Source organism: Flavobacterium sp. KBS0721 (assembly GCF_002007065.3).
GTDB lineage: Bacteria > Bacteroidota > Bacteroidia > Flavobacteriales > Flavobacteriaceae > Flavobacterium > Flavobacterium piscis.
Window position 1 is genome coordinate 132,860 of record NZ_CP042170.1, and the last position, 26,044, is coordinate 158,903.

Annotated in this window: 22 protein-coding genes; 11 read left to right on the forward strand and 11 right to left on the reverse strand. The window is 32.9% G+C overall.

Going from position 1 to position 26,044, the window contains the following annotated elements:
- Positions 1-15 precede the first annotated feature (15 nt).
- The 4 genes from B0M43_RS00675 (at position 16) to B0M43_RS00690 (ending at position 5,451) form a co-directional block, all read left to right on the forward strand.
- Positions 16-1,743, forward strand: a complete 1,728-nt coding sequence (locus B0M43_RS00675) for a phospho-sugar mutase (RefSeq protein WP_078005833.1) — start codon at positions 16-18, stop codon at positions 1,741-1,743.
- Positions 1,744-1,749: 6 nt separating this feature from the next.
- Entirely contained in the window at positions 1,750-2,787 is a 1,038-nt protein-coding gene (locus B0M43_RS00680; RefSeq protein WP_078005834.1) for a YhcG family protein, read from the forward strand.
- Positions 2,788-4,617, forward strand: coding sequence for an ABC transporter ATP-binding protein (locus B0M43_RS00685; protein WP_078005835.1), 1,830 nt, complete (start codon positions 2,788-2,790; stop codon positions 4,615-4,617).
- Positions 4,618-4,749: 132 nt separating this feature from the next.
- Positions 4,750-5,451, forward strand: a complete 702-nt coding sequence (locus B0M43_RS00690) for a DUF2971 domain-containing protein (protein WP_065451077.1) — start codon at positions 4,750-4,752, stop codon at positions 5,449-5,451.
- A gap of 303 nt (positions 5,452-5,754) precedes the next feature.
- Here the strand turns inward: B0M43_RS00690 and B0M43_RS00695 are convergent, their stop codons facing one another.
- The 4 genes from B0M43_RS00695 to B0M43_RS00710 are packed head-to-tail and all read right to left on the reverse strand — an operon-like array spanning position 5,755 to position 11,309.
- Positions 5,755-6,477 carry a hypothetical protein gene (locus tag B0M43_RS00695; RefSeq protein ID WP_078005836.1) on the reverse strand — a complete coding sequence of 241 codons (723 nt, stop codon included), beginning with the start codon at positions 6,475-6,477 and terminating at the stop codon, positions 5,755-5,757.
- A 46-nt stretch (positions 6,478-6,523) separates the two neighbouring features.
- Positions 6,524-7,159 (reverse strand): hypothetical protein, encoded by a 636-nt coding sequence (locus tag B0M43_RS00700; RefSeq protein WP_078005837.1) that lies wholly within the window; start codon positions 7,157-7,159, stop codon positions 6,524-6,526.
- Complete coding sequence (locus B0M43_RS00705) at positions 7,156-9,615, reverse strand: carboxypeptidase-like regulatory domain-containing protein (protein WP_078005838.1); 2,460 nt, start codon at positions 9,613-9,615, stop codon at positions 7,156-7,158. The genes B0M43_RS00700 and B0M43_RS00705 overlap by 4 nt, the downstream gene beginning before the upstream one ends.
- Positions 9,616-9,626: 11 nt before the next feature.
- A complete protein-coding gene (locus B0M43_RS00710) occupies positions 9,627-11,309 on the reverse strand; it encodes a M23 family metallopeptidase (RefSeq protein WP_078006160.1) in 1,683 nt (560 codons plus the stop codon).
- 179 nt (positions 11,310-11,488) lie between these two features.
- Here B0M43_RS00710 and B0M43_RS00715 point away from each other — a divergent pair, with 179 nt between their 5' ends.
- From B0M43_RS00715 to rny, 3 genes are all read left to right on the forward strand, one after another.
- The gene (locus B0M43_RS00715) at positions 11,489-11,779 is read left to right on the forward strand and encodes a hypothetical protein (protein ID WP_065451073.1); all 291 of its coding nucleotides are present in this window, start codon (positions 11,489-11,491) and stop codon (positions 11,777-11,779) included.
- A gap of 6 nt (positions 11,780-11,785) precedes the next feature.
- Positions 11,786-12,079: a cell division protein ZapA gene (locus tag B0M43_RS00720; protein ID WP_041516860.1), complete on the forward strand. Its 294-nt coding sequence runs from the start codon at positions 11,786-11,788 to the stop codon at positions 12,077-12,079.
- 208 nt (positions 12,080-12,287) lie between these two features.
- Complete coding sequence (rny, locus tag B0M43_RS00725; protein ID WP_055091880.1) at positions 12,288-13,850, forward strand: ribonuclease Y; 1,563 nt, start codon at positions 12,288-12,290, stop codon at positions 13,848-13,850.
- 72 nt (positions 13,851-13,922) lie between these two features.
- Here rny and B0M43_RS00730 read toward each other — a convergent pair whose 3' ends face one another.
- The 6 genes from B0M43_RS00730 to B0M43_RS00755 all read right to left on the reverse strand — a co-directional run bounded on the left by B0M43_RS00730 (position 13,923) and on the right by B0M43_RS00755 (position 20,389).
- The gene (locus B0M43_RS00730; RefSeq protein WP_078005839.1) at positions 13,923-15,443 is read right to left on the reverse strand and encodes a PAS domain-containing protein; all 1,521 of its coding nucleotides are present in this window, start codon (positions 15,441-15,443) and stop codon (positions 13,923-13,925) included.
- A 145-nt stretch (positions 15,444-15,588) separates the two neighbouring features.
- Entirely contained in the window at positions 15,589-16,485 is an 897-nt protein-coding gene (gene xerD / locus B0M43_RS00735) for a site-specific tyrosine recombinase XerD (protein WP_078005840.1), read from the reverse strand.
- A 75-nt stretch (positions 16,486-16,560) separates the two neighbouring features.
- A complete protein-coding gene (locus B0M43_RS00740) occupies positions 16,561-18,108 on the reverse strand; it encodes a hypothetical protein (RefSeq protein ID WP_078005841.1) in 1,548 nt (515 codons plus the stop codon).
- 141 nt (positions 18,109-18,249) lie between these two features.
- Positions 18,250-18,858 (reverse strand): porin family protein, encoded by a 609-nt coding sequence (locus tag B0M43_RS00745; RefSeq protein WP_065451070.1) that lies wholly within the window; start codon positions 18,856-18,858, stop codon positions 18,250-18,252.
- Between the two features lie 179 nt (positions 18,859-19,037).
- Positions 19,038-19,619 carry a porin family protein gene (locus tag B0M43_RS00750; protein WP_078005842.1) on the reverse strand — a complete coding sequence of 194 codons (582 nt, stop codon included), beginning with the start codon at positions 19,617-19,619 and terminating at the stop codon, positions 19,038-19,040.
- A gap of 209 nt (positions 19,620-19,828) precedes the next feature.
- Positions 19,829-20,389 (reverse strand): porin family protein, encoded by a 561-nt coding sequence (locus B0M43_RS00755; protein WP_078005843.1) that lies wholly within the window; start codon positions 20,387-20,389, stop codon positions 19,829-19,831.
- A gap of 287 nt (positions 20,390-20,676) precedes the next feature.
- On the opposite strand from B0M43_RS00755, the gene B0M43_RS00760 reads away from it, so the two are divergent.
- From B0M43_RS00760 to B0M43_RS00775, 4 genes are all read left to right on the forward strand, one after another.
- Positions 20,677-21,240, forward strand: a complete 564-nt coding sequence (locus B0M43_RS00760; RefSeq protein WP_078005844.1) for a porin family protein — start codon at positions 20,677-20,679, stop codon at positions 21,238-21,240.
- A 235-nt stretch (positions 21,241-21,475) separates the two neighbouring features.
- Entirely contained in the window at positions 21,476-21,889 is a 414-nt protein-coding gene (gene aroQ, locus B0M43_RS00765; protein WP_078005845.1) for a type II 3-dehydroquinate dehydratase, read from the forward strand.
- 70 nt (positions 21,890-21,959) lie between these two features.
- Positions 21,960-24,449, forward strand: coding sequence for a DUF5686 and carboxypeptidase regulatory-like domain-containing protein (locus tag B0M43_RS00770; RefSeq protein ID WP_078005846.1), 2,490 nt, complete (start codon positions 21,960-21,962; stop codon positions 24,447-24,449).
- A gap of 116 nt (positions 24,450-24,565) precedes the next feature.
- Complete coding sequence (locus tag B0M43_RS00775; RefSeq protein ID WP_078005847.1) at positions 24,566-24,883, forward strand: GIY-YIG nuclease family protein; 318 nt, start codon at positions 24,566-24,568, stop codon at positions 24,881-24,883.
- A gap of 196 nt (positions 24,884-25,079) precedes the next feature.
- Here the strand turns inward: B0M43_RS00775 and B0M43_RS00780 are convergent, their stop codons facing one another.
- Positions 25,080-25,955, reverse strand: a complete 876-nt coding sequence (locus B0M43_RS00780) for a cation diffusion facilitator family transporter (RefSeq protein WP_078005848.1) — start codon at positions 25,953-25,955, stop codon at positions 25,080-25,082.
- Positions 25,956-26,044 lie beyond the last annotated feature (89 nt).

The window sequence follows — 26,044 nt, forward strand, 5'->3', positions numbered from 1 at the left end:
AAAAATATACGAATGATGAATATAGCACCTAATATCCTGAATGCTGTAAACGAATGGTTAACACCTACATTTGACAACGATACACAAGCTGCGGTTAAAGAATTAATGACTACATCGCCAAAAGAACTCGAGGAAAGTTTTTATAAAAATCTTGAATTTGGAACTGGAGGAATGCGTGGTGTTATGGGCGTTGGAAACAACAGAATCAACAAATATACGCTTGGAAAAAATACTCAGGGTTTATCTGATTATTTACACGAAGTTTTCCCAAACCAACCTTTAAAAGTAGTTATTGCTTATGATTGTCGTCATAACAGTAATACTTTGGCTAAAGTTGTGGCTGATGTTTTCTCGGCAAACGGAATTCACGTTTACTTATTCTCAGACTTACGACCAACTCCTGAATTATCATTTGCACTTAAACATTTAGGATGTCAATGCGGAATCGTACTTACGGCTTCTCATAATCCGCCGGAATACAACGGATACAAAGTATATTGGGAAGATGGCGGACAAATTGTTCCTCCTCAGGATGCTGCAATTATCAATGTGATCGAAAATTTAAGCTACGATAAAATTAAATTCAATGCTAACGAAAGTCTGATTGAATATATTGATAATGAAATTGATAAGGCCTTTATAAAATCATCTATCGAAAACGCAAGTTTTAATACTCCGGCTGAAGCCAAAGATAATTTACATATTGTTTTTACTTCATTGCACGGAACTTCTATAAAATCTATTCCGGATACTTTAGCGCAAGCGGGCTACAAAAATGTTCATATTGTACCGGAACAAGCAATTCCTGACGGAGATTTCCCAACAGTTAAATCTCCAAATCCAGAAGAGCCTGAAGCTTTGACTATGGCTTTGGCTTTGGCCGATAAAACCAATTCTGACATTGTTGTAGGAACAGATCCTGATTGTGACCGTCTTGGTGTAGCGGTTAGAAACAACGATGGCAAAATGATTTTGCTTAACGGAAATCAGACGATGATTTTGATGACTTCTTTTTTATTGAAACAATGGAAAAAAGCAGGCAAAATCAACGGTAAACAATTTGTAGGCTCTACGATTGTTTCGACTCCGATGATGATGGAACTGGCTACAAGTTATGGCGTAGAATGTAAAGTTGGTTTGACCGGTTTTAAATGGATTGCCAAAATGATCAAAGATTTCCCGGAACTTGAATTTATTGGCGGTGGCGAGGAAAGCTTTGGTTTTATGGTTGGTGATGCCGTGAGAGATAAAGATGCCGTTGCAGCTACTTTATTAATATGCGAAGTTGCAGCTCAGGCAAAAGCGGCAGGAAGCAGCGTTTATAATGAACTTTTACAACTTTATGTAGAAAATGGTTTCTATAAAGAATACCTGGTTTCATTGACCAAAAAAGGAATGGAAGGTTTGCAGGAAATCAATCAGATGATGATTAATTTACGTCAAAATCCTTTAAAAGAAATCAACGGACAAAGAGTGATTATGGTTGAAGATTATCAATCATCGATCGCTTTGAATTTATTGTCTGGTGAAGAATCTGCAATGGATATCCCGAAATCGAATGTATTGATTTATTACACAGAAGATGGTTCTAAAATTTGTGCAAGACCAAGCGGAACTGAGCCTAAAATTAAATTCTACATTAGCGTTAATGCAGAATTAGATTCGGTTGCTAATTTTGATGCTGCAGAAAGTTATTTAGACGAAAAAATACAAAATATCATTGCAGGAATGCAATTGAAATAAAAAATAATGAGTGATAAACCGGAAACAAATGAGCAGCCTGAACTATTAAATTCGATTATAGGATTAATAGACCAGACCCGTCATTTTGTTGCCAAAACGGTGAATCAGGAATTAACGCTGTTGTATTGGAAAATTGGAAAGACCATTAATGAAGAAATTCTAAAAAATGATCGTGCCGATTATGGGAAGAAACTCATTAAGAATTTAAGCGAGGAACTTTCTACACGATACGGAAGTGGATTTAACAAAAGAAACCTGCACAGCTTCATCAAGTTAAACTCTATAATTCAAGACTTTACAATTGTGCACACACTGTGTGCACAATTGAGTTGGTCTCATATTAGAACCTTAATTTATATTGAAAATAATATTAAAAGAGAGTTTTACATTCAAATGAGCGTTCACGAACGTTGGAGCGTGAGAACTTTACAGGAACGCATTGACAGTATGCTTTTTGAAAGAACTGCCATTAGTAAAAAGCCCGAAGAAACTATTCTTAATGATCTTGCTCTTTTAAAATCAGAAAAACAAATTAGTCCGGACCTCACCTTTAGAGACCCTTACTTTCTTGATTTTCTGGGACTTCATGACAGTTATTCTGAGAAGGATCTGGAAAGTTCTATTTTGGCACAATTGCAAAATTTCATTACTGAAATGGGAAGCGAATTTGCTTTTCTTGCACGTCAAAAAAGAATAACAATTGATGATGAAGATTTCTATATCGATTTACTTTTTTATCATCGCGGACTTAGAAGATTGGTTGCTATTGACTTAAAACTAGGAAAATTTAAAGCCGGATACAAAGGCCAAATGGAGCTCTATTTACGTTGGTTAGAGAAAAACGAACAAAAAGAAGGTGAAAACAAACCAATTGGATTAATTTTGTGCAGTGAAAAATCTCCTGAACAAATAAACTATTTAATGCTTGACAATGACGAACAAATAAAAGTTTCAGCTTATTTAACCCAATTACCAGAAAAAAAATTATTGCTAGAAAAACTGGAAAAAGCCATTGCTATAGCAGAAAACAACATCTATAAATAAATGAGTAACATAAAAAAAATAATCCCTTTTATATATCCGTATAAAAAATATGCATTCTTAAACATTTTTTTCAATGTTTTGTATGCGCTTTTTAGCACACTTTCGTTTGTTGCTTTAATACCGATGCTTCAGGTATTATTTGATAAAAATAAGCAAATTAATGTAAAACCGGTATATCAGGGAATTTTAAAAATTCAGGACTACGGTCAGGACTATTTAAGCTATTACATTACCACCACAAAAGGCACACATGAATCCGGATATGTTTTATCGATAATGGTCGCGATTATTATTTCGATCTTTTTGCTTAAAAATTTAGCCGATTATGCCGCTATGTTTTTTATCACTTTTTTGCGAAATGGTGTTTTAAGAGACATGCGAAATGCAATGTACAAGAAAACGCTGGAACTGCCTTTGGCTTTTTATTCTGAAAAAAGAAAAGGAGATGTGATCTCAAGAATTTCAGCCGACGTAAATGAGGTACAAAACTCATTTTTAGCCATTCTGGAACTTATTGTAAAAGAACCTCTGACTATCATTTTCACCATAACCACAATGTTGATTATCAGTCCTAAGCTAACGCTTTTTGTTTTTATTTTCATTCCTGTTTCCGGTTATATCATTTCATTAATTGGAAAACAGCTAAAAAAACAATCTACTAAAGCACAACAGGAACAAGGTACTTTTTTATCGACTATAGAAGAAACTATTGGAGGTTTGAAGGTTGTAAAAGGATATAATTCTGAAAATTATTTCAACAATGTTTTTCAAAATTCTACAGAACGTTTTTTTAATTTATCAAATAGTATTGGTAATCGCCAGAACTTAGCCTCTCCTGCAAGTGAATTTATGGGAATCACTGTAATTGCGATCTTATTATGGTACGGAGGACAAATGGTTTTAATCGACAAAAGCTTAGATGGCGCTGCTTTTATCGCTTACATGGGATTAGCCTACAACATCCTGACACCTGCAAAAGCAATCTCTAAAGCTTCTTACGGAGTAAAAAGAGGAAATGCAGCAGCAGAACGTGTTCTGGAAATTTTAGATCAGGAAAACCCTATTACTTCTAAACCTGATGCTATTGTAAAAATATCTTTTGATGATAGTATCGAGGTTAAAAATATCAATTTTAAATATCAGGACGAAACGGTTTTAAAAGACTTTTCTCTTAGTATTAAAAAAGGCCAAACAGTAGCACTAGTTGGACAATCAGGAAGCGGAAAAAGTACTATTGCCAACTTAATGACTCGTTTTTATGATGTAAATGATGGTACTATTGCGATTGACGGCATCAATATAAAAGACATGAACTTACAATCTCTTCGTGGTTTAATGGGATTGGTTACTCAGGACAGCATTTTATTTAACGACACTATAAAAGCGAACATTTCGTTAGGAAAATTAGACGCTACAGATGATGAAATTATCGAGGCTCTAAAAATCGCGAATGCTTATGAATTTGTAAGCGAGTTACCTTTAGGAATCTACACTAACATTGGAGACAGCGGAAACAAACTTTCAGGAGGACAAAAACAACGTTTATCAATTGCCCGTGCGGTATTGAAAAATCCTCCGATTATGATTTTGGATGAAGCAACATCTGCTTTGGATACTGAAAGTGAAAAATTTGTTCAGGTGGCTTTAGAGAACATGATGCAAAACAGAACTTCGATTGTAATTGCGCACCGACTTTCGACCATTCAAAAAGCAGACCTGATTGTGGTAATGCAAAAAGGAAAAATCGTTGAGCAAGGAACACACGACGAATTGATTGCTCACAACGGAACTTACAATAAGCTGGTAACGATGCAGTCTTTTGAATCGTAAATAAAAGAATCAACGTTTAGCCACAGATTACACAGATTAACACGGATTATTTTTCTACTAAAGAATTAAAATCATATATTTATCTGTATAATCTGTGGCTTTTTTTTAGAATAAATCTTAAAACTCAAAAAAATGTATCTCAACAATCCAAACATAACGCTTCCTGATGATCCGGATACTATTGTTTGGAAATACTTGGACTTATCTAAATTTCTTGATTTATTATTGTCGAAGAAATTATTCATGTCCCGATCTGATAAATTCGAAGATCAGTATGAAGGTACTTTTAGCGAACCTACCTTTGAAGAGATTAAAAAACTGGCAATAGACAATCCTGACTTTTTAAATTATTACAAAACGCATCGCGAACAAGTCGCTATAAGCAGCTGGCACATCAATGAATACGAATCATTTGCCATGTGGCAGATTTTCACTCAAAACAGCGAAGGATTAGCTATCCAGTCTACTATTGGAAGATTGCAGAAAGCTTTGAATCCCGAGAATAATTTTGACCAGTATATTGGCGAAGTCAACTATATCGATTATAAAAAAGAGTATATTCCGTTTGATGATTTGTTCTTCCCGTTTTTATTTAAGAGAAAAAGTTTTCAGTACGAGCGTGAAGTCCGCATTATTACCGATACTTCAAAAAGTAATTTGAGACTAAATGACGGTTTAAAAATAAACGTCGATCTTAAACAATTAATTGAAAAGATCTATATTCATCCAAAATCTGAAAACTGGTATAAAAAGCTGGTTATTGAGCTCGTAGAACGATTAGGATTTGGTTTTGAAATTGAAAAATCTGATTTGGAAAGTGATATTTTGATTTAGATTTTTTTTTTAAGTTGCTAAGATTCTGAGACCCTAAGGCTCTAAGTTTTTTTTAGCCACTGATTACACAGATTAAAAGGATTTATATCTTATTGGCTGTGGATTTTAAATAATTTCTTAAAATATTAACCTAAACTGGACTAAAGTCCAGCTCTACAAAAGTTATCGAGCCTAGTGGCTCTTTTTTTTTGATCATAATTAAAAACAAGAAAACCATTTAGAAATTAATTTCCAAACGGTTTTATTTTGAATCAGATCTAAACTTTAATTTCAATCTAAAATCAGAAATCAGAAATCTAAAATTTAAATCGGCTTATAACTCTTCACTTCCCATTTTTTAGAAGCCAGATCAATATAGTTGTAATGCAAAACGTCGTTTTTATCAAATTGTCCGTTTTGGTTGGTATCTTCTATTGTTCTAAAGTATAAACGGCTTTTAGATTCTACTAAACTCCAGTCTATTAATTCCTGAAAATCTTCTGAAATCTTTGTGAAATTTTCTCCGCTAATACTACTTAGATATAATGTTTTAATATCTCCTGAATCAATTTTCCCATCTTTATTCGTATCAGCATCAGCCAATGTATACACCATAATTTGGTTTTGAGTTCTGTCTGCAACCGCTTTCAAATAAGTAGCCGTTAAGATCAAAGCTGGCTTATCTGTCAAAGGGCGAATAGAATCTGAATCGACTTTTTGAAACTTCAGGTTTTGCAAATATCCTGTAATTTCATATTCTCCTAAATTCGAAATTGTAAAGCTCAAGTCGTTTACACTCGAAGATCCATAACGTGATTTCGTTCCTTTTTCGAAAACGCGTAAATCACCAACAGGATGTATTAAATAACTCGTCCCTTCCATCTGAATAGGCAAATCGGCTATTTCAATCTGCGTTGAATCTGTTTTGGATACAACATTTGATTTGTTGGCAGCATCATAAATCACTTTCGGTTTCTGAACGTCGTCTTTACAACTCACTAATGTTCCGACGATTGCCAAGGCTATATATATTAAGGTTTTTTTCATGTATGCTAATTATATTAGGATATCAAATATAGTATTTTTGATTGTATTATTTCGTTTTATTGAATTTTACTAAGGCAAAGATGTTGAGAACTACAATTCCCAGATAACCGAGAAAAAGATACAAATACCTTTTATGTAGTGCCGAAATATACTGAAATTGCCTTTCTTTTCGTTCTTTTAAGATATATTCTTTATTAGCCTCCCAATATCCACATGTAATAGGGACTATTTCTTCTAAATTTTTATCAGGCTTCGGTTTTGGCAACATTAAAACAAAAAAATCATTGTTATATTGTAGATAAGTAGGCATTTGTTCAATTGCTAAAATATCCCAAATTCTAACATAAACTTCATAAGTCATTTTATTTCCCAAATGAATCTGAACCCCATTTATAGTATCATTTTCACGATTCAACTTCCTTAAAACAGCCTGAAGATTTTCTAAATCTTTAGATTGCAAAACTTCAGAACTATTAAAGCTAAAAACCTGATAATTTCTTTTAATAGATTGCAAATTTGACTTGGCAATAGACTTTTCAGGAAAATAGATATTAATACATCCTTCGCTCTTAAAGACACCTGCTTTATACCAAGAATACAAACACAACAACGGAATAAAAACCAAAGATATTATTCCCGGCACGTAAAAAATTCGTTTTCTTTTTTCACTCTTATTTGTCATAGCCTCGCATTCAGCTTTACATTAAAAACCCTTGAAGTCATATAATTTGGAATCGCGTATTGGTTTTTAGAGTACACATCACGAACCCAGGTATTGGTGATTGCGTTTTGATTATTAAAAAGATTGAAAATTTCTAACCCAACAGATAATTCTTTGAAGTTTTTCAACCATTTTGCCTTAGCCACTTTTGTACTATTGTCTACAAAAACTTTAGCAAAACCAACATCTACTCTGCGGTAATCGTTCAATCGGTTTTGATACAAATACGGATCTGAATATGCCGGCGCTCCACCTGGCAAACCAGTATTATAAACCAGATTAAGATATAATTTCACACTCGGGATATTCGGCATATAATCCTGAAACAGCATTGCGAATTTCAATCGTTGATCTGTTGGTCTGGCGATATATCCTTTATCTGCATAATTTTCTTCGGTTCTTAAATAACCAAAACTAATCCATGATTCCGTTCCCGGAACAAATTCTCCGTTCAGCCTGAAATCAAGACCTTGTGCGTACGCTTTTGCATTATTATTGGCGATATAACGAATTCTCACATTATCGATCGAATATACATTGACATCTGAAAGTGATTTGTAATACAATTCCGTTACCCATTTAAACGGACGGTTCCACATCTTGAAATTATAATCATTACTCAAAACAATATGCACGGATTCCTGCGCTTTTACATTTGGATTCACAACGCCATCCAGATCACGAAGTTCTCTATAGAAAGGCGGCTGATGATACAATCCTCCCGAAAGTCTGAAAACCATATCCATATCCCAATCCGGCTTAATTGCAAACTGAGCACGCGGACTAAAAACAACTTGATTTTTTCCTTCAACCGAGGCTCCGGAAACATCCCAACTTTGAAAACGAGCACCTACATTATACCAAATCTGATTGGATCCCAGTTCTGATTTCTTATTGTATTGGGCGTATCCCGAAAATCTGTTGATAGTATTAAAATTAGTCGCACGAACATCCTGATACGGCAAAAGTGGCCCTGTATAAGGTTCGTAAGGCTGATTGTTTTTAGGTAAAATAACAATAGGCGGATTAATAGAAAAACCTGCCGAGTCAATCATCTCCCACTCTACAATTCTGTCACGAATCGATTCTCTGGTATATTTTAGACCAAACTCTAACTGGCTGTCATTTTTCCATTCCTTAAAACCTTTAATTTCTGCATTCGCAATTAAAGCATCCAAATCATTTCTGGCGTGATTGAGCTGCGAACCAATTCCGCGTGTAAAATCGACTTGAGTTGATCCGTCGTCTCCTACATTTCCTAAACGATATTGCGCCAAAATATCAAAATGCTCCTCCTCTTTTGTATGAAACAGCGAACCTATAAATTTTAAAGTAAAACTTGGCGAAACCTTGTAAGTTGTTTTCAAAGCGCCAAAATACGTATCGTATTGATCTCGTTCTTTTCCTTCGTAATACACCGCCAGAGACATAGGCTGATCTATTGTTCCAAATTTTGTTTCGCGTGTTAATGGCTGATACAAATATTTATTCTGAGAAATATTACCTAAAAAACTCACCTGCCATTTATCCGAAATATCATAATTGACATTTGTCTGAATATCGGCAAAAGTAGGAGTATAATTGGTTTGCGTGTCCTGACTATTTACGAGCAAACTGTTGTTTCGATAACGAACTCCAGTCACCGCTGACCACTTTTTATTTTTAGAAACAGCATCAACAGCAATACTTCCGCCCAATAAACTAGCCTCTAACGAAGCGCCAAACTCAGTTGGCTTTCTATAAGTAATATCCAAAACTGAAGATAATTTATCGCCAAATTTAGCCTGAAATCCTCCTGCCGAAAAATCAACATTCTGGACCAGATCTGTATTCGTAAAACTCAAACCTTCCTGTTGTCCGGAACGAATCAAAAACGGACGATAAACTTCTACTTCGTTTACATAAACTAAATTTTCATCGTAATTACCCCCACGAACTGCATATTGCGTACTGAGTTCATTGTTTGAATTTACTCCAGGCAATGTTTTTAGAATATTTTCGATCCCTGCATTTGCTCCGGGAATTTTCTTGATTGTCGCCGCATCAACAGTAGCAATTCCCTGAACACGCTTTTTATTTTTGGTAGAAACAAAAACTTCTCCCATTTGCTCTTCTGAGCTGCTCATAACGGGATTAAAAACAAAAACTTCATTGGGATTTAAATTCACCGCAAGACTCATCATTTTTAAAGAAATATGAGTAAAAATCAGCGAAGTTTTTTTGTTTGAAGGGATATTGATTTCAAAAAAACCATTTTCATCAGATTGCCTTGTGGTTCCTAAAGAAGTAATATTTACATCAGGAACAGGACGGTTATGATCATCTAAAATAACACCTTTTACATGAGCATTTTGAGCAAATGAAAAACACGTAATACATAAAAAAAGAAAAACGAATAATTGCTTATTATGGTTCAATCGCTTTGGTTTTATTTTTGTTGACTTCTAAAAAAACGAGTTTCAAAGATAGCAGAATTACCCACATTATCAATCACTTCTATTTTTAAAACATTTTCTCCATCCAGCAACAATTCATTATCAAAAGTGTGCGTAATTCTTCTTGCTTTATTTTCATATTCAAATAAAACCCAGTTTCCGTTTAAATATCCATTGTATGATTTTATGCCGGATGCAGCATCGCTAATGGTAAAATCGATTTTTTTCTGGTCACTTATCCATTTTCCTTCAACAGGTTTTGCAATCCTAATGACGGGAGCAATTGTATCGAGAACCAAACCGTATTGGCCCAGTATTTTAGCTTTTGCAGTAAAAACATCTCCTTTTCTAATGGTTCCGTTATAACTGGTACCTTTCCCGATATACAATTTATCACGCAAAGATTCAGGATAAACAGTATCTTTAATAGTAATGGTAAAGTTCGAATGTACCGGAACCGTATCATCATGAATATAAATTTTATTGTTCCTTACATCAAAATTCATATTAAAATCTTCATAGAAAGTTCCTGCGGGAAAGAAAACTGACATATTATCTTTCTCGAAATTGGAGTCCTTATTATATTTAATAAAATATTTCGACATAACAGGTTCCGCCTGTACAAGCGGTGTTGCAGTATCGTATTCAATTGGAACTGTAATTGAATTTTGATTCCCAAAATAATCAGAAACTTCAATTCTATACGTCGAAGCCAGATTGGGTTGAGCCGAAATTATACCGCGTTCTGAATCTGTTTTAACAATACTTAAAGCAAAAGGCGTTTTCATGAAAAGCTTTTGAATACGCTGACTTGTCTTTTTATATCTCGAATAATCAATAAAAGCATTGATATAACGCATTTCGTCAAACGAATAGGTATTAAACTGATAATTATAATTTTGATTTCCGTTTAAAAAACCGGATACATTAAAGACCCCATTTTTATTATGAGAAACATCATCGTTATCAACTGCATTAATTCCAAAACCAATTTTTCCGTTTGTTTTTACTTTTCCTGCCAAATAAGTTCCGTCTTTTTGAAGCGTCATATTTACCAGCAAAGGCTGTTTCGACTGATTGACCGTTGCATTATCTAAAGGATAAACATATAAACTCGTAAGCGTGGGTTTTTGGGTATCCTTAATATTTTTATCGAATCCAAAAAACAGTGGATTGATTACAAATTCTGTTTTACTATCCCGAATTTCAAAATGCAAATGCGGCCCTTCAGAAGAACCTGTATTTCCGGAAAGCGCAATTATCTGTCCTTTTGTAACAGGCAATTCGTTTGGTTTCAGAAACATTTCGATTTCGTATGCTTTTTCTTTATAATGTGTTTTTTTTACATACTCCTGAATTTCATCCACAGTAGTTTGTAAATGTCCGTAAACTGAGGTATATCCGTTCGGGTGCGTAATATAGATACATTTTCCGTTGCCAAAAGTTGAGATTTTTATTCTTGAAACATAACCATCAGCAATTGCATGCACACTTAAACCTTCTCTTTGATTGGTTTTTAAATCGAATCCCGCATGAAAATGATTGGGCCTTAACTCCCCGAAATTACCGGAAAGCTGCATCGGAATATCAAGCGGAGCACGAAAATCATTCTTTGGATATTGCGTCTGAGCAAAAATAAAAGGGCAAAAAAATAAGGTGAGTAGTGAGAATTTCATAAGCAACATTTTTGCTAAGATAAAAAAATAAGAAGCCAAAACCGAGTAAAAAGCTACAAAAATACAATTGATTGAATTTCATTTAATTGGTTATTTTTAATGTAAAAAAATCGATAAAAAATTGCATTAATAAAAAGGAATACTAACTTTGTATGATTAAGTAATGAATAGGATTTACAATGAGTGTAATTGCAGAAATAATTGATACTCTTGAATATAAAGTCGAAAAGCTTTTTGAGAAGTCAAAAGCTCTAGAAAAAAATAATCAGGTATTACGATTAGAACTAGCCAAAGCTGCGCAAATTATCCAGAAACAATCTGAAGAAATGGAGGCTTTGAAGAAGCAATATGATACACTTAAAATAGCCAATTCGTTGCTCGGCAGCGACAATAACAAGAGAGAGACAAAGCTTAAAATAAATTCATTAATTCGCGAAATTGATTACTGTATAGCGCAACTATCAGACTAGAAAGACATGGACGGAAAGCTAAGAATTAAAATATCAATTGCAGACAGGGTTTACCCGCTAACGGTAGAACCTACTCAGGAAGAAGGACTTAGAAGTGCTTCAAAAAAAATTGATGCTATGATCAAGCAATTCGAAGAAAGTTACGCGGTTCGTGACAAACAAGATGTTCTGGCTATGTGTGCTTTGCAATTTGCATCACAAGTAGAACAAAAACAAATTGATAACGCAATCGATGGAGAAGAAACCATCGAAAGAATTAAAAGATTAAATTCGCTATTAGATCAATATCTCGAAAATTAAACGTTCTTTACAGAAACTAAGATACTGCCTACATTAGTTCACAATTGGTAAACTCAACACTAACAAATTAAAGTGAGTGAATCTTCGCTACTATAGTATGCCATGCTTCGGCAAGGAAACTTGAACAGTGAGTTAGCTCAAAACTTGTCTTTACGAGTTTATTCAAGCAATTAATGTAGGCTTTTTTTATATATAAATTTTAACAAACATGGACATAATAACGATCATTATTTCAGGTATTATAGGGATTGCGGCAGGTTTTGCAATAGCTAAAATTATCGAAAAAAGCAATATTTCTAATCTAATCAAGAACGCAAAAAAAGAGGCTTCTTCAATTTTAAAAGATGCTAATTTAGAAGCCGAAAACATTAAAAAAGATAAAATTCTTCAGGCAAAAGAAAAATTCATTGAATTAAAATCTGAGCACGAACAAGTTATTTTAGCCAGAGACAAAAAAGTAGCCGAAGTAGAAAAAAGAGTTCGTGACAAAGAATCTCAAATTTCTAACGAACTTTCGAAAGCCAAAAAAGTAAACGACGATTTTGAAGCTAAAACAAACGAGTACAATAACAAAATTGAAGTTTTAGATAAAAAACAAGCTGAAGTTGACAAATTACACAAAAGTCAATTGCAGCAACTTGAAGTTATTTCAGGGCTTTCTGCAGAAGAAGCAAAAGAACAATTGGTGGAAGGTTTAAAAGCTGAAGCTAAAAGTAAAGCCATGTCTCATATTCAGGATACTATTGAAGAGGCAAAACTTACAGCTCAGCAAGAAGCGAAGAAAATCATCATCAACACTATTCAGAGAGTAGGGACAGAAGAAGCGGTTGAGAATTGCGTTTCTGTATTTAACATTGAATCTGATGATGTAAAAGGTAGAATTATTGGTCGTGAAGGTCGTAACATTAGAGCGCTTGAAGCTGCAACGGGAGTAGAAATCATTGTTGATGATACGCCGGAAGCTATTATACTTTCTTGTTTTGATCCGGTTCGTAGAGAAATTGCACGTTTGTCATTGCACAAATTGGTAACTGACGGACGTATTCACCCGGCAAGAATTGAAGAAGTTGTAGCTAAAACAGCCAAACAAATCGATGACGAAATTATCGAAGTTGGTAAACGTACGGTTATCGATTTAGGAATTCACGGTTTACACCCAGAATTGATAAAAGTAGTTGGTAGAATGAAATACCGTTCATCTTACGGACAAAACTTATTACAACACTCAAGAGAAGTTTCTAAACTTTGTGGTATCATGGCAGCTGAATTAGGCCTGAATGTAAAACTGGCTAAAAGAGCAGGTTTACTACATGATATTGGTAAAGTTCCGGATACTGAAAGTGATTTACCTCACGCATTGTTAGGTATGCAATGGGCTGAGAAATATGGTGAAAAAGAAGAAGTTTGCAACGCCATTGGAGCTCACCACGACGAGATCGAAATGAAATCATTACTTTCTCCTATCGTTCAGGTTTGTGATGCTATTTCAGGTGCAAGACCAGGAGCAAGACGTCAGGTTTTAGATTCATACATTCAACGTTTGAAAGATCTTGAAGAAGTAGCGTACGGTTTTAGCGGTGTAAAAAATGCATACGCAATTCAGGCCGGTAGAGAACTACGTGTAATTGTAGAAAGCGAAAAAGTTTCTGATGACAACGCAGCCAACTTATCTTTCGAAATTTCACAAAAAATTCAAACCGAAATGACTTATCCAGGTCAGGTAAAAGTTACTGTAATTAGAGAAACAAGAGCAGTTAATATCGCTAAATAATCTCAACATTCTATAAAACAACAAAGGCTATCTTCTACAGATAGCCTTTATTATTTATATCAATTTAGGATTTTAAATATCGTTAAAGATGATTTTAAAACTAGTCCCTACTCCAACTTCACTTTCTACAGAAATAGTTCCTTTCATAGCCTCAATTTGATTTCTGGTTATATACAAACCAATTCCTCGGGCTTCCTGATGTTTATGAAAAGTTTTATACATCCCAAATAATAAATCACCGTATACATTCAAATCGATACCTAATCCGTTGTCTGTAATTTTTAATGATTTATGCCCTTCGGGTTCAATCGAAAAATCGAACACAATAACAGGATCCCGCTCAGGATGCGCATACTTAATGGCATTTGTTGCAAAATTCAACAACACACTTTCCATATAAGCCGGATTAAAATTAATTGTCAAATATTTAGGAACATTATTTATTATCGTAACATTCTTTTGTTTATCAAATCCTTTGATAGTCGAAATCGTTTTGTCGATATATTCACAAAGTTTTACTGGCACAACAGCAATATTTATATTGCTTTGTGTCTTTACAATCTGAGTCAGATTGGCTATAGTATCATTCAAATCGTTAGAAACGGTTCTTAAATGCTCTAGCATTTCATTAACGGTTTGGCGTTCGATATCGGCATCAATAAAGTCCAAAATCGATTTTATATTTCCTGCCTGTGTATTTAAATTATGCGAAACGATATGCGAAAAATTCACCAGTCGGCTGTTTTGATCACTGTATAATTTCATGGTTTTTAAAAGCTCTAACTCTTTTTCCTTTTGTAAGGAAACATCAGTATGTGTACCAATAACGCGTAACGGCTTTCCATTTTCATCCCGTTTAATCACTTTTCCGCGATCCAGAATCCATTTATAATTACCACTGGAAGTCATTACACGATGATAATTTTCATAATACGGAATTTTATTATCAAAGTGTTCCTGAATATCCGAATAGTATTTTGGCAGATCATCGGGATGCACAATTTTATCCCAGCGCTCGGGGTCATCAAAAATATCCGAAGAATCTAATTCTAAAATTTTAAGCGATAAAGAAGAATAGAAAACATTATTGGTCACCATATCCCAATCCCAAATTCCGGCTGTTGAGGCTTCTAAAGCAAACTGAAAACGCTCCTCGGACAAACGGAGCTTTTCTTCCTTATCTTTTAATACTGTAATATCCGAAACATGCCCGTAAAAACTCACGCAGCCATTTGAAGACAATTCTGTTTTAGAAGAAATTTTAAACCAACGCAATCCTTTTTTGGGCAAAACAGCTCTAAACTCAATATTCCAGGGTTTGATCTCTTTTCTTGCTTTGACTAAAGACTGAAAAAAAATATCCTGATCCTGAGGAAAAATTCTATTGTAAATAATAAGTTCCGGATTACTTAAAAACATTTCTGTATTAAGTTCTAAAATTTCATCAGCAGATTTACTGACAAGGGGGAAAGTATAATTGTTATCACAATCAATAATAAACTGAAAAAGCAAATCGGGCATTTCTGCAAATAACTTCTTGTAAAAATTATTCACCTCTAAGCAATCTTCATTTCCATATAAATCAAAAACCATATGCTACTTATTTTACTTAAATTTAGTGATCAAAATAACATTTAAAACAATAAAAGTGCTGTTTGTCGATCTTATCTGCTTTTAGTAGAAAATACATCACAATATATTAAATTTTCACTTAAAATGACTTGTCAGAGCAAAAAAATTATTTTCGAGGATGATAGGAATGCATTACTTCTTTTAGAAAACTTCGATCCAAATGCACATAAATTTCGGTAGTTGTGATAGACTCATGCCCTAACATTAATTGAATCGATCTTAAATCGGCTCCATTTTCAAGTAAGTGAGTAGCAAATGAATGGCGCAAAGTATGAGGACTAATGCTTTTATGCAAATTGATTTTTACAGCCAAATCTTTGATAATCGTAAATATCATGGCTCGTGTAAGCTGATTCCCTCTTCGGTTCAGGAATAAGGTATCTTCGTGACCTTTTTTGATCGTTAGATTTACACGAACTTCCTTTTGATAAATCTGCATGTATTTTTGCGTCAGTTTTCCTATGGGAACAAAACGTTCTTTGTTTCCTTTTCCGGTAATCTTTATAAAACCTTCATCAAAAAACAAATCAGAAATTTTAAGCGAAACGAGTTCAGAAACCCGAAGTCCGCAACCGTATAAGGTTTCCAGCATGGCGCGATTTCGCTCGCCTTCGTTAGAACTTAAATCAATGGCAGCAATAAGCGCATCAATTTCTTGTACAGACAAAGTATCCGGTAATTTTCGGCCTGTTTTGGGCGTTTCGATTAATTCAAGCGGATTATCATTTCTATAATCTTCAAAAACCAAATAATTAAAAAAACTTTTTAATCCCGAAATAATTCTCGCCTGCGATCGAGGATTCACCTCTTTTGCAACCGCGTATATAAATTGCTGTATTGTTTCTTCATTTATTTTTAAAGGAGAAACTTCAATTTGATTTGTTTCTAAAAAAAGACACAATCGCTCGATATCAAAACCATAATTTTCGATGGTGTTTTTAGACAGCCCTCTTTCGATCCTTAAATACGATTGATAATCTTTGATATACCGGTTCCAATTCATACTTACAAAGTAAAACATTTTTGGGCATAAAAAAACCTTCCTGAATCAGGAAGGTTTTAAATCCAAAAATAAAATTTATTGAACTCTTGTTGGTTCAACGGTTATAGAATACAATCCGGAATTATATTCTCTCGTTGTATAAGTTGATCCAGTCGTTCCTATAATAACATTATCTGCAAAATTGACAATTACATCACCAAGCAAATCATTTCCTTGGGTAAAAGTTCTCTGAACAGTACTTGTTTTAACAACTTTTTGACTTGTTCCATACTTAAGCCCTACTTTTACTAATTCTTTAAAAAAACTTCCACTTGCTTCTATACTAAAATTAGACGCAAACTCAACACTTCTTGATTCTGTTAAAATAGTTGTTTCAGTTAAATCTACCTCTTCAATATCTATTTTAATTGTAGAAGCATACTGATCTAAATCCCAATTAAAAATTGGAATATTTAAATCTACAGTTTTTAAGCCCGTAATATTTCTTTGAAATCTTGAATATGAATATTCTACAATATTGTATTCAAACAAATCACTAACTTTTGCACTAAAATATTTAATTATTTCTGAACCAATTCCATTCTTACCATTAACAATTACCCGAATTTTAAACTCAAAGTTTCCACCAGCCCATGCAGAAATAGTAGCAACTGCTTTACTTCTAGGAATTAATGTCTGAAATTTCAAATAAGGATCCCCTGTCTGATCAGCAATTTTATCATATGCTGCGGTTGGATCTCCTTGTAACCTAAATGATCTAAGAGACTCTTGAAAATCATATTTAAATGGGCCTATTGGATTGTCTGGTGTAATTCCATAATAAATATAATCTCTTTGCCACCCATCAACATTGACTGCTGTATAAGTATTATAAGCAGTAACAATTTTAGAATCTAAAGACGCAAAAGCCACTGTTCTTGAAGTTTCGTTTTTCAAGTTTTTAGAGCTATCAAAACAATCATCTAAAAACTTATAATCAACTCCATTAATATTAGCAACTCTATTTGTTTTAATATTTTTACTATTACTGTTATTACTAACAATCATCCTTTCATTATCTTTTATCACAATCACAGGAAATGCAGGAATATATTGAGATTCTAAAACCTCTTCACTGCCATCTAAATTAATTATCGGTACATCATTGCTTTTAGTAAGTCTAATTGCAACTGCTGGAATTTGACTTTGAGTATCCCATATTTCAGCAGAAAAAGAATTCTCTGGCAATTCAGGAACAAAAATTGTCAATGTTGGGTTATTAATTTCAATCTGATTTAAAAGAGCTTCACTACCAAGATTTTTTATTAGAATTTGCCTGAATGTTAAATTATTTTCTAATTTCTCATCTTTAATCATTTGATACAAAACATCGTAATCATTATCAAACATTTTTAGAGATTCATTTTTAATTAAATTTCGTAATGCTTTACTTTCGTTCAACGATTTCACTAAGGCTTTTCCAAACTCTCTTTTAAGATTTGAATCTGCATCATATAAATTTTCAACCTTTAATTCATTGTTTTTCTTAGTTGTTGGATCAACATTTTCATTTTGATTGTCACAGCTGGAAAGAGCTAGCAAATAAAAAAAACTAAATAATGATAATTTAAAACTTCTGTTCATAATGTAATTACTTTTTAAGTTAATATTATACAATTATAAGTTTTTTTTTATAATAAAAATAAATACATTAGATATTTTCCTATAAATAAAAAAACCTTCCTGAATCAGGAAGGTTTTTAAATATGAAATTATCTAATTTGATTAGAATTTGTATCCTACAGATAAAGAGAAAACACTGTTTTTAACTTTTGCATCACTACCTTCTTCTGTTTCAGCAATATTTGACAAGCCAAGGTTATAACGCAATCCTACAGAAAGATTTTCAGTAAAATCATATCCAGCACCAAAGTTTACTCCAAAATCAATTGATTTAAAAGCATCTTTTACATCTACATCATCTGAATATGTCTCACCATCAACAGTTTCCTTATACTTTGACTTAGCACTAAGTAAAAATCCAATTTGTGGTCCAGCTTCAAGACTAAATTTTTCTGCAACATAATATTTAAACATTACAGGAACATTTAAATAGCTTAAATTTACTTTATTTTCATATGAACTAAAAATATCGCTTCCTTCCTCTTTTGCTCCTTGAGTTGAGAATAAGATCTCAGGTTGAATAGCGAATTTATCAGTCAATTTAATTTCAGCGAAACCACCTACTTGAAAACCAACTAAAGATTTTGCATCTTCAACATCTCCTGTAAATGTAGCTAAGTTTGCACCAGCTTTAACTCCAAATCTTGTTTCTTGAGCACTAACACTCATAAATGCCATAACTGCAACTGCAGATAAAAGAACTTTTTTCATTTTTAATTGTTTTGGTTAAATTAATTCGAGGCAAATATAGAAATATACTTACCAAAAAATTATTTGTATTTTAACATTTTTTGTAGTAACTAGGCGCAAAATCTTATTAAAAATGATTTTTTCTTACAAAAAAAAGCCTCTCTGAACTAGAAAGGCTTTCAATCTTTTTTATAGTGATCCTAGAATTTATAAGCTAAAGATAACGCAAGGTTACTATTTTTAGCACTATCATAATAATCATCTTCATTATCAATATCTTTATCAGAAAGAGGAGATAAACCAAGAGTATATCGAAGACCAATTGAAAGATTATCTGTAAAATTATATCCTGCTCCTATATTAAAACCAAGATCTACTGACCTTGTAAAATCTTTAATGTCTTCACCATCAACTTTAGCAGACAATAAAATACCTAACTGTGGTCCAGCTTCAACACTAAATTTTTTATCTACGATATAATATTTAGCCAATACCGGAATATTTAAGTAGTTCAGCTTAGTATCGTAATCTTCTCCTAAAGGACCATCAAATTTAGTTCCCTGAGTTGAGAATAAAAGTTCTGGTTGTATAAAAAATTTCTCAACAACATGAATTTCCGCAAAACCTCCCACGTGAAAACCAACTAATGATTTAGTATTATCAACATCTCCGCCAACTACAGTTGACATGTTAAGACCTCCTTTTATTCCAAATCTCGTTTGTTGCGCATTAGCAAATCCAAATGCCATTACTGCTATCGCAGCTAAAATAATTTTCTTCATTTTAATTTGTTTTGATTAAATTTAATAATCAAATATAAAAATATACTTCACAAAAAATTATTTGGAATTTAACAAAGAAAGTGGTAATTAGACACTTAACCGCATTAAAAGCAAACGAAGACTCTGTAATTTGTTTTAAATTAAACAATTCTAAACAAAAAAAGCCTTCCTAAATTAGGAAGGCTTTTCAAAATTATTGTAATTCCAGATTAGAATTTGTAAACCACTCCAAAGCTTACATCTCTTAAATCAGTACCAAAACCAAAAGTATTTGTTTTTTCAGCACCATGTCCTCCGTTATTATTTACACTATAACCTACACCAAGCCAAGTAGCTTCAATTGCAAAATGGTTTGATAAGAAATAACTTAAACCTAAACCTAAATTTGCTCCAATTTCATTAGCTTTTGCATCACTTGGTTTGTATTTGTGGTTAGTAAAGTCAATACCTGCCTGACCATAAATAGAAAACTGAGAAGCTGGAGTAAAGTAATATCTACCAAAAGCTCCCGCTGTAAATGAATTATCTTTGTAATCATTGTCCTTCTCTGAACCAAAACCTAATTTAGCTCCGATTGCGATATTTTCAGTTACAAAGTAACCTACTTTAGGCTCAATAACAAATCCGCTAGTCTTGTCGTCACCAGTTTTTTGAGAACCTACATTTAAAGCTCCCGAAATAAAAGCATCACCTTTTGAAAATCCTCCAGTTTGCGCATTAGCAAAACTAAATCCCATTACTGCAATAGCAGCTAAAATAATTTTTTTCATGTTTACAATTTTTATTTATTATTATCTCGTAAAACTAATCTTATACTTGTTAAAAAAAGTCCATCATAAGACTGAAAAGTATTAAAATAAGCCACAATTGATAACGAAACAAAAAACTGAAAGACAAAGGATTAAAGGCAAAAACACGAAATAAGAAACACAAAAAACAAAAATGAGTGCGAATTTTATTAATTATTTAAAGCAATATATAAAACAATAAAATCAAAAAAATGTAGTTTTGACTTATAGATAACGTTAAAAAATACCAAATTTTAAAAAACACTTTTATGAAAAAGATAATTTTAGCAGCTGTTTTGTTTATGGCAACATCAGCTACAATTCAGGCTCAATTATTAAAAATTGGAGTTAAGGCAGGGGTTAACTTTGCAAATCAAACTGGAGGAAACTTTGATGGAATTTCCGTTGATAAAGAAGGTATCACAAGTTACCACGCAGGTCTTGTTGCAGAAGTAAAATTATTAGACAAATTTTCTATTCAGCCAGAGCTTTTATACTCTACAACTGGTGCATCTTATAAATTTGATGACGTGAGCGAGGATATTAAAAATGAGCTAGGATATATCTCTATTCCTGTAATGGCTAAATTTTATTTAAATAATACATTTAGTTTAGAAGTGGGTCCACAAGCTTCTTTCCTAGTTAGTGAGAAAAATGATTTTGATGTTAAAAACGGAGAAACTTTTGAATTTGGTGTAAATGCCGGATTGGGAGTAAAACTTACCGAAAACTTCTTTTTACAAGGACGTTATGGTTTAGGATTGACAGAAGCTTCTAAAAATGCTGATGTTAAAAATTCTGTATTCCAGATTTCAGCAGGATTCATGTTCTAAAAAATATATCACATACTTTTACAAAAACCGTTCTATTAATTAGAACGGTTTTTTTATTTTTACCAAGTTCAATGGTAATGTCAATGTCAATTGCAATGTCAAAAATCAATGGCAATTTCAAAATCAATTGCAATATCAATCAACTAAAAAATCAACAATACAATAACTTAGATTAAATGAACTTATATTACTTATATGGTTTAAAAAAATCTAATATTTTCAAAATAACTTAAATATGAAAATCGCTATAATCAACGGACCCAATTTAAATCTTTTAGGAAAAAGAGAACCGGAAGTTTACGGAAGTCAAACTTTTGAAGATTATTTTGAAACGTTGCAAAAAACGTATCCAAATATTGAACTGTCCTATTATCAAAGTAATATCGAAGGCGAACTGATTGGCAAAATTCAGGAATTTGGTTTTACATACGACGGAATCATTTTGAATGCCGGCGCTTATACACATACCTCTGTAGGTTTGGGAGATGCTATTAAGGCGGTAACTACACCAGTAATCGAAGTACATATTTCGAATACATATGCCCGTGAAAGTTTCAGACACCAATCATATTTATCAGGCAATGCAAAAGGTGTAATTTTAGGTTTTGGACTCAAAAGTTACAATCTCGCTATTCAGTATTTCTTATAGGTTTTTATTTAACAAATTTTTAATAAGCTCATTTTTAACTTATTCTATTTTTGTTAGAGAAACCTATTTCATGAAAAACTATACTTTACTTGCCTTTTTATTTTTTTCAATTTCAAATTTCGCCCAAATAAAGGGAACTATAACGGATGAAAAAGGAAATCCGCTGCCTTTTGTTTCTGTATTTGAAGAAAACACTTATAGCGGAACCACTTCGAACGAACAAGGAAAATATCAGCTAAATGTCAAGGAAATTGGTAAAAATAAAATCGTTTTTCAATATTTAGGTTTTAAAACTCAAAAGATATCCGTTTCGGGAGATTCAAAAACAATTGTTTTAGATGTAAAAATGCCTGAAGAAAGCTTTGCTCTAAATGAAGTTGTAATTGATCCTAAAAAAAATCCTGCTGATGCTATTATAAGAAGTGCTATAGCAGAAAAAAAAGACAACTCAGACAAAACCGGTAGATATACAGCTGATTTTTATTCGAAAGGAATGTTTAAAGTTAAGGATTTGCCTAAAAAAATTCTGGGCAAAAAAGTAGATCTGGGACAAGATATGGCATCCAATCTGGATTCAACCGGAAGCGGAATTTTGTACTTGTCTGAAACTATTTCTAAAATTATTTTTGAAAAACCCGACAAATTAAAAGAGAAGATTATTGCCTCTAAAATTTCGGGAAATAATAAAGGATATAGTTACAATACTGCTTCGCTCTCTACTTATGACTTTTACGACAACACGCTGGACTTTGATGTCAAGCTCATCTCTCCTATTGCTGATAATGCTTTTAGTTATTACAAGTACAAACTCGAAGGGACATTTTATGATGATAACAATCAGCAGATTTACAAAATTAAGGTAATTCCCAAACGTGATAAAGAACCTGTTTTCGAAGGTTACATTTATATTGTCGACGATAGTTTTGCCATTTATGCCCTGGATTTAGATATAAAAGGGTACCGCATGAAGAATGAACTTACTGAAGTGATGACCTTAAAACAAAGCTTTAGTTACAATACAAAAAATAAAATCTGGACAAAAAATGCGCAAACACTGGACTTTAATGCCGGTATCTTTGGCGTAAAATTCTCGGGAAAATTTAATTATGTGTATTCTAATTACGAGTTTCCGGCTTCGTTTGAGAAGAAAACATTTGGAAATGAAATTGTTGCCTTTGAAGCCAATGCCAACAAAAAAGATGATGCTTTCTGGAACCAGATCAGACCCATTCCGCTAACGATCGAAGAAAGCACAGATTATACTAAAAAGGATAGTCTGCAAACCATTAGAAAATCTCAAAAATATATCGATTCTGTAGATGCAAAAAACAATAAGTTTAAAGTCACCGATATTTTAATGGGTTATGATTATAAAAACACTTTCAAAAAATATTCTTTTGATTACAAAGGATTATTAAACATTGCTTCTTTAAGCTTTAATACCGTTCAGGGATTTAATTTAGATTCTGGCTTTTCCTTTAGAAAATGGGATGAAGACAAAGGAAAAAGCACTTCGATAAGTACGACATTTAACTACGGTTTTTCGGATGAGCGTTTTCGCATTGTTGGTGAATTCAGTCATAAATTCAATAACCTGAATTTTGCGACCATTGGAGTTTCCGGAGGAACAAAGGTCACACAGTTTAATAGTTTCGAACCTATAACGAAGCTGGTCAATTCTGTAAGTTCTTTATTTTTTAAAGACAATTATATGAAATTATACAACCTTGAATATGCTCAGATTAACTATTCGCAAAACATTCTAAATGGCGTGAATTTGTTTGGAAAAGTAGCTTATGAACAGCGAAAACCTCTTTTTAATACCACAGATTATTCTTTCTTTAAAAAAGATGATATCTACTCTTCAAACAATCCGGTGCCACCAAATGATTTTACAACACCGGCTTTTAATCAGCATCATTTATTTAAGGCCGCTATAAGTACCCGCATTAATTTTGGCAACAAATACATTTCAAGACCTGATGGAAGATATAACATTAAAAATGATAAATATCCAACAGTATTTTTAGCATTTGAAAAAGCATTTGCTGTCAGTGAAAAAAAATACGAGTTTGAACGAATTGGCGCTTCTGTTGTTTACGATTTATCATTAGGTAACAAGGGAACTCTGGGAATGAATATTAGAACAGGAAAATTCTTTAATGCCGAAAATATTTCGTTTATAGATTACAGACATTTTAACGGAAACCAAACTCATATAGGAACAAGCGATCGTTATTTGAATGTTTTTAATTTGATGCCATACTACGCTAACAGCACAAACGACAGTTATTTTGAGATGCATTTAGAGCACAACGATACCGGATTTATCATGAATAAAATCCCGCTATTGAATCTTTTAAAATCTACCATGAATCTTGGATTTCATTCATTGGCCATTCCGGATAGAAAACCTTATACTGAATTAACGGTTGGTTTAGACAATCTTGGATTCGGAAAATTTAAATTGTTCAGGGTGGATTATGTTCATTCTTATCAAGGTGGAATTGAACAAAACGGAGTTGTTTTTGGGTTGAAGATTTTGAATGTCCTTGATTAGATTAAAGACAATCTTGTCACTTCGACGAAGGAGAAGTCACATAAAGAAGTTCATACAAAGTAACTTCTGCATATGCTTTGTTTAAAGTGACAAAAAACTATAAAAACATTAAAATTATGTTTAATCCACAAGAAGGATTTCATTCCTATTATGTGTACATTTTAACCAATAAATATCGTTCTACTTTTTATATCGGCGTAACTAACAATTTAAAATTAAGATTACAACAACATAAAGACAATTTAGGAAATGGAAACAAAACTTTCGCTTCAAAATACACTATAGAATTTCTAGTTTATTATGAAAAATTTGTTTGGATCCAAGAAGCAATTGCTCGAGAAAAAGAATTAAAAAAATGGAGAAGAGAAAAGAAAATAGAATTAATACAAAGTTTCAATTCAGGCATGGAATTTCTTAATTATCATTTCGAATAAACCATCAAATTGTCAATTTTGTCATTCGAAAGAGAAATTACGTGACGTGATCTACTTTATGTGACTTCTCCTTCGTCGAAGTGACAAACTTTATCTATAAAAAAATCCGCTTACTCTTTAAAAAAAGAATAAACGGATTTTTTTCTAGATTCAAAACCTTAGCACCTTTGAACCTTTGCCCCTTTGAACCTCAGAATCAATGATAATCATCCGGTTCAATATGTATCAAAACATTCCCCAATTGAGGAATTTTTTCTTTTAAAGTATCTTGCAATTTATGAGACAAATCATGTCCTTCTTTCACTGAAATTTTTGCCGAAACTATGGCATGAAGATCTACGTGATATTTCATTCCCGCTTTACGGATAAAACATTTCTCGGTTCCCAAAATTCCTTGCACAGTTAATGCTTTTACACGAATTTCTTCAACTAAATCATCATTCAAATTTTCATCCATAATCTCTCCAAGCGCAGGTCTGAAAATTTTATAGCTGTTATATAAGATAAAAAAAGCAGCAAAAAGTGCCGCCCAATCATCTGCTGATTCATAGCCTTTTCCCATAATCAACGCAATCGAGATACCAATAAATGCGGCGACTGAGGTAACAGCATCACTGCGATGATGCCAAGCGTCGGCCGCCAAAGAAGAACTATTAGTTTCTTTACTTCGTTTCATCACCAGCCTAAATGAATATTCTTTCCAAACAATGATTACACCCAAAACATACAATGTCCATGATTTTGGCAATCCGTGAGGAGTTTGAATATTTGAAATACTTTCGTACGCAATAATTGTGGCCGAGGTAATTAAAAATCCAACAACCAAAAAGGTAATTAAAGGCTCTGCACGACCGTGGCCGTAAGGATGGTTTTCATCTGCCGGTTTATTAGAATATTTGATTCCGAACAAAACCAAACAAGATGAAAATATATCTGCAGTAGACTCGATCGCATCTGCAATTAAGGCATAAGAATTGCCAAAAAAACCTGCCAAACCTTTTACCAAGGCTAAGCAGGTGTTCCCAACTATACTAAATATAGTAGCTTTTACAGCTTTTTGTTCATCTGTCATTTAGACTATTTTTTTTCGCCACGAATTCACGAATTATAAAAACCCTTAAATTTTAGAATTCAATTACACTAATTTTATTTAAAAATTAG

Coding starts and splice junctions, on each gene's coding strand:
- B0M43_RS00675 (WP_078005833.1), top strand. CDS start 16: ATGAATATAGCACCTAATATCCTGAATGCTGTAAACGAATGGTTAACA.
- B0M43_RS00680 (WP_078005834.1), top strand. CDS start 1,750: ATGAGTGATAAACCGGAAACAAATGAGCAGCCTGAACTATTAAATTCG.
- B0M43_RS00685 (WP_078005835.1), top strand. CDS start 2,788: ATGAGTAACATAAAAAAAATAATCCCTTTTATATATCCGTATAAAAAA.
- B0M43_RS00690 (WP_065451077.1), top strand. CDS start 4,750: ATGTATCTCAACAATCCAAACATAACGCTTCCTGATGATCCGGATACT.
- B0M43_RS00695 (WP_078005836.1), bottom strand. CDS start 6,477: ATGAAAAAAACCTTAATATATATAGCCTTGGCAATCGTCGGAACATTA.
- B0M43_RS00700 (WP_078005837.1), bottom strand. CDS start 7,159: ATGACAAATAAGAGTGAAAAAAGAAAACGAATTTTTTACGTGCCGGGA.
- B0M43_RS00710 (WP_078006160.1), bottom strand. CDS start 11,309: ATGAAATTCTCACTACTCACCTTATTTTTTTGCCCTTTTATTTTTGCT.
- B0M43_RS00715 (WP_065451073.1), top strand. CDS start 11,489: ATGAGTGTAATTGCAGAAATAATTGATACTCTTGAATATAAAGTCGAA.
- B0M43_RS00720 (WP_041516860.1), top strand. CDS start 11,786: ATGGACGGAAAGCTAAGAATTAAAATATCAATTGCAGACAGGGTTTAC.
- rny (WP_055091880.1), top strand. CDS start 12,288: ATGGACATAATAACGATCATTATTTCAGGTATTATAGGGATTGCGGCA.
- B0M43_RS00730 (WP_078005839.1), bottom strand. CDS start 15,443: ATGGTTTTTGATTTATATGGAAATGAAGATTGCTTAGAGGTGAATAAT.
- xerD (WP_078005840.1), bottom strand. CDS start 16,485: ATGAATTGGAACCGGTATATCAAAGATTATCAATCGTATTTAAGGATC.
- B0M43_RS00740 (WP_078005841.1), bottom strand. CDS start 18,108: ATGAACAGAAGTTTTAAATTATCATTATTTAGTTTTTTTTATTTGCTA.
- B0M43_RS00745 (WP_065451070.1), bottom strand. CDS start 18,858: ATGAAAAAAGTTCTTTTATCTGCAGTTGCAGTTATGGCATTTATGAGT.
- B0M43_RS00750 (WP_078005842.1), bottom strand. CDS start 19,619: ATGAAGAAAATTATTTTAGCTGCGATAGCAGTAATGGCATTTGGATTT.
- B0M43_RS00755 (WP_078005843.1), bottom strand. CDS start 20,389: ATGAAAAAAATTATTTTAGCTGCTATTGCAGTAATGGGATTTAGTTTT.
- B0M43_RS00760 (WP_078005844.1), top strand. CDS start 20,677: ATGAAAAAGATAATTTTAGCAGCTGTTTTGTTTATGGCAACATCAGCT.
- aroQ (WP_078005845.1), top strand. CDS start 21,476: ATGAAAATCGCTATAATCAACGGACCCAATTTAAATCTTTTAGGAAAA.
- B0M43_RS00770 (WP_078005846.1), top strand. CDS start 21,960: ATGAAAAACTATACTTTACTTGCCTTTTTATTTTTTTCAATTTCAAAT.
- B0M43_RS00775 (WP_078005847.1), top strand. CDS start 24,566: ATGTTTAATCCACAAGAAGGATTTCATTCCTATTATGTGTACATTTTA.
- B0M43_RS00780 (WP_078005848.1), bottom strand. CDS start 25,955: ATGACAGATGAACAAAAAGCTGTAAAAGCTACTATATTTAGTATAGTT.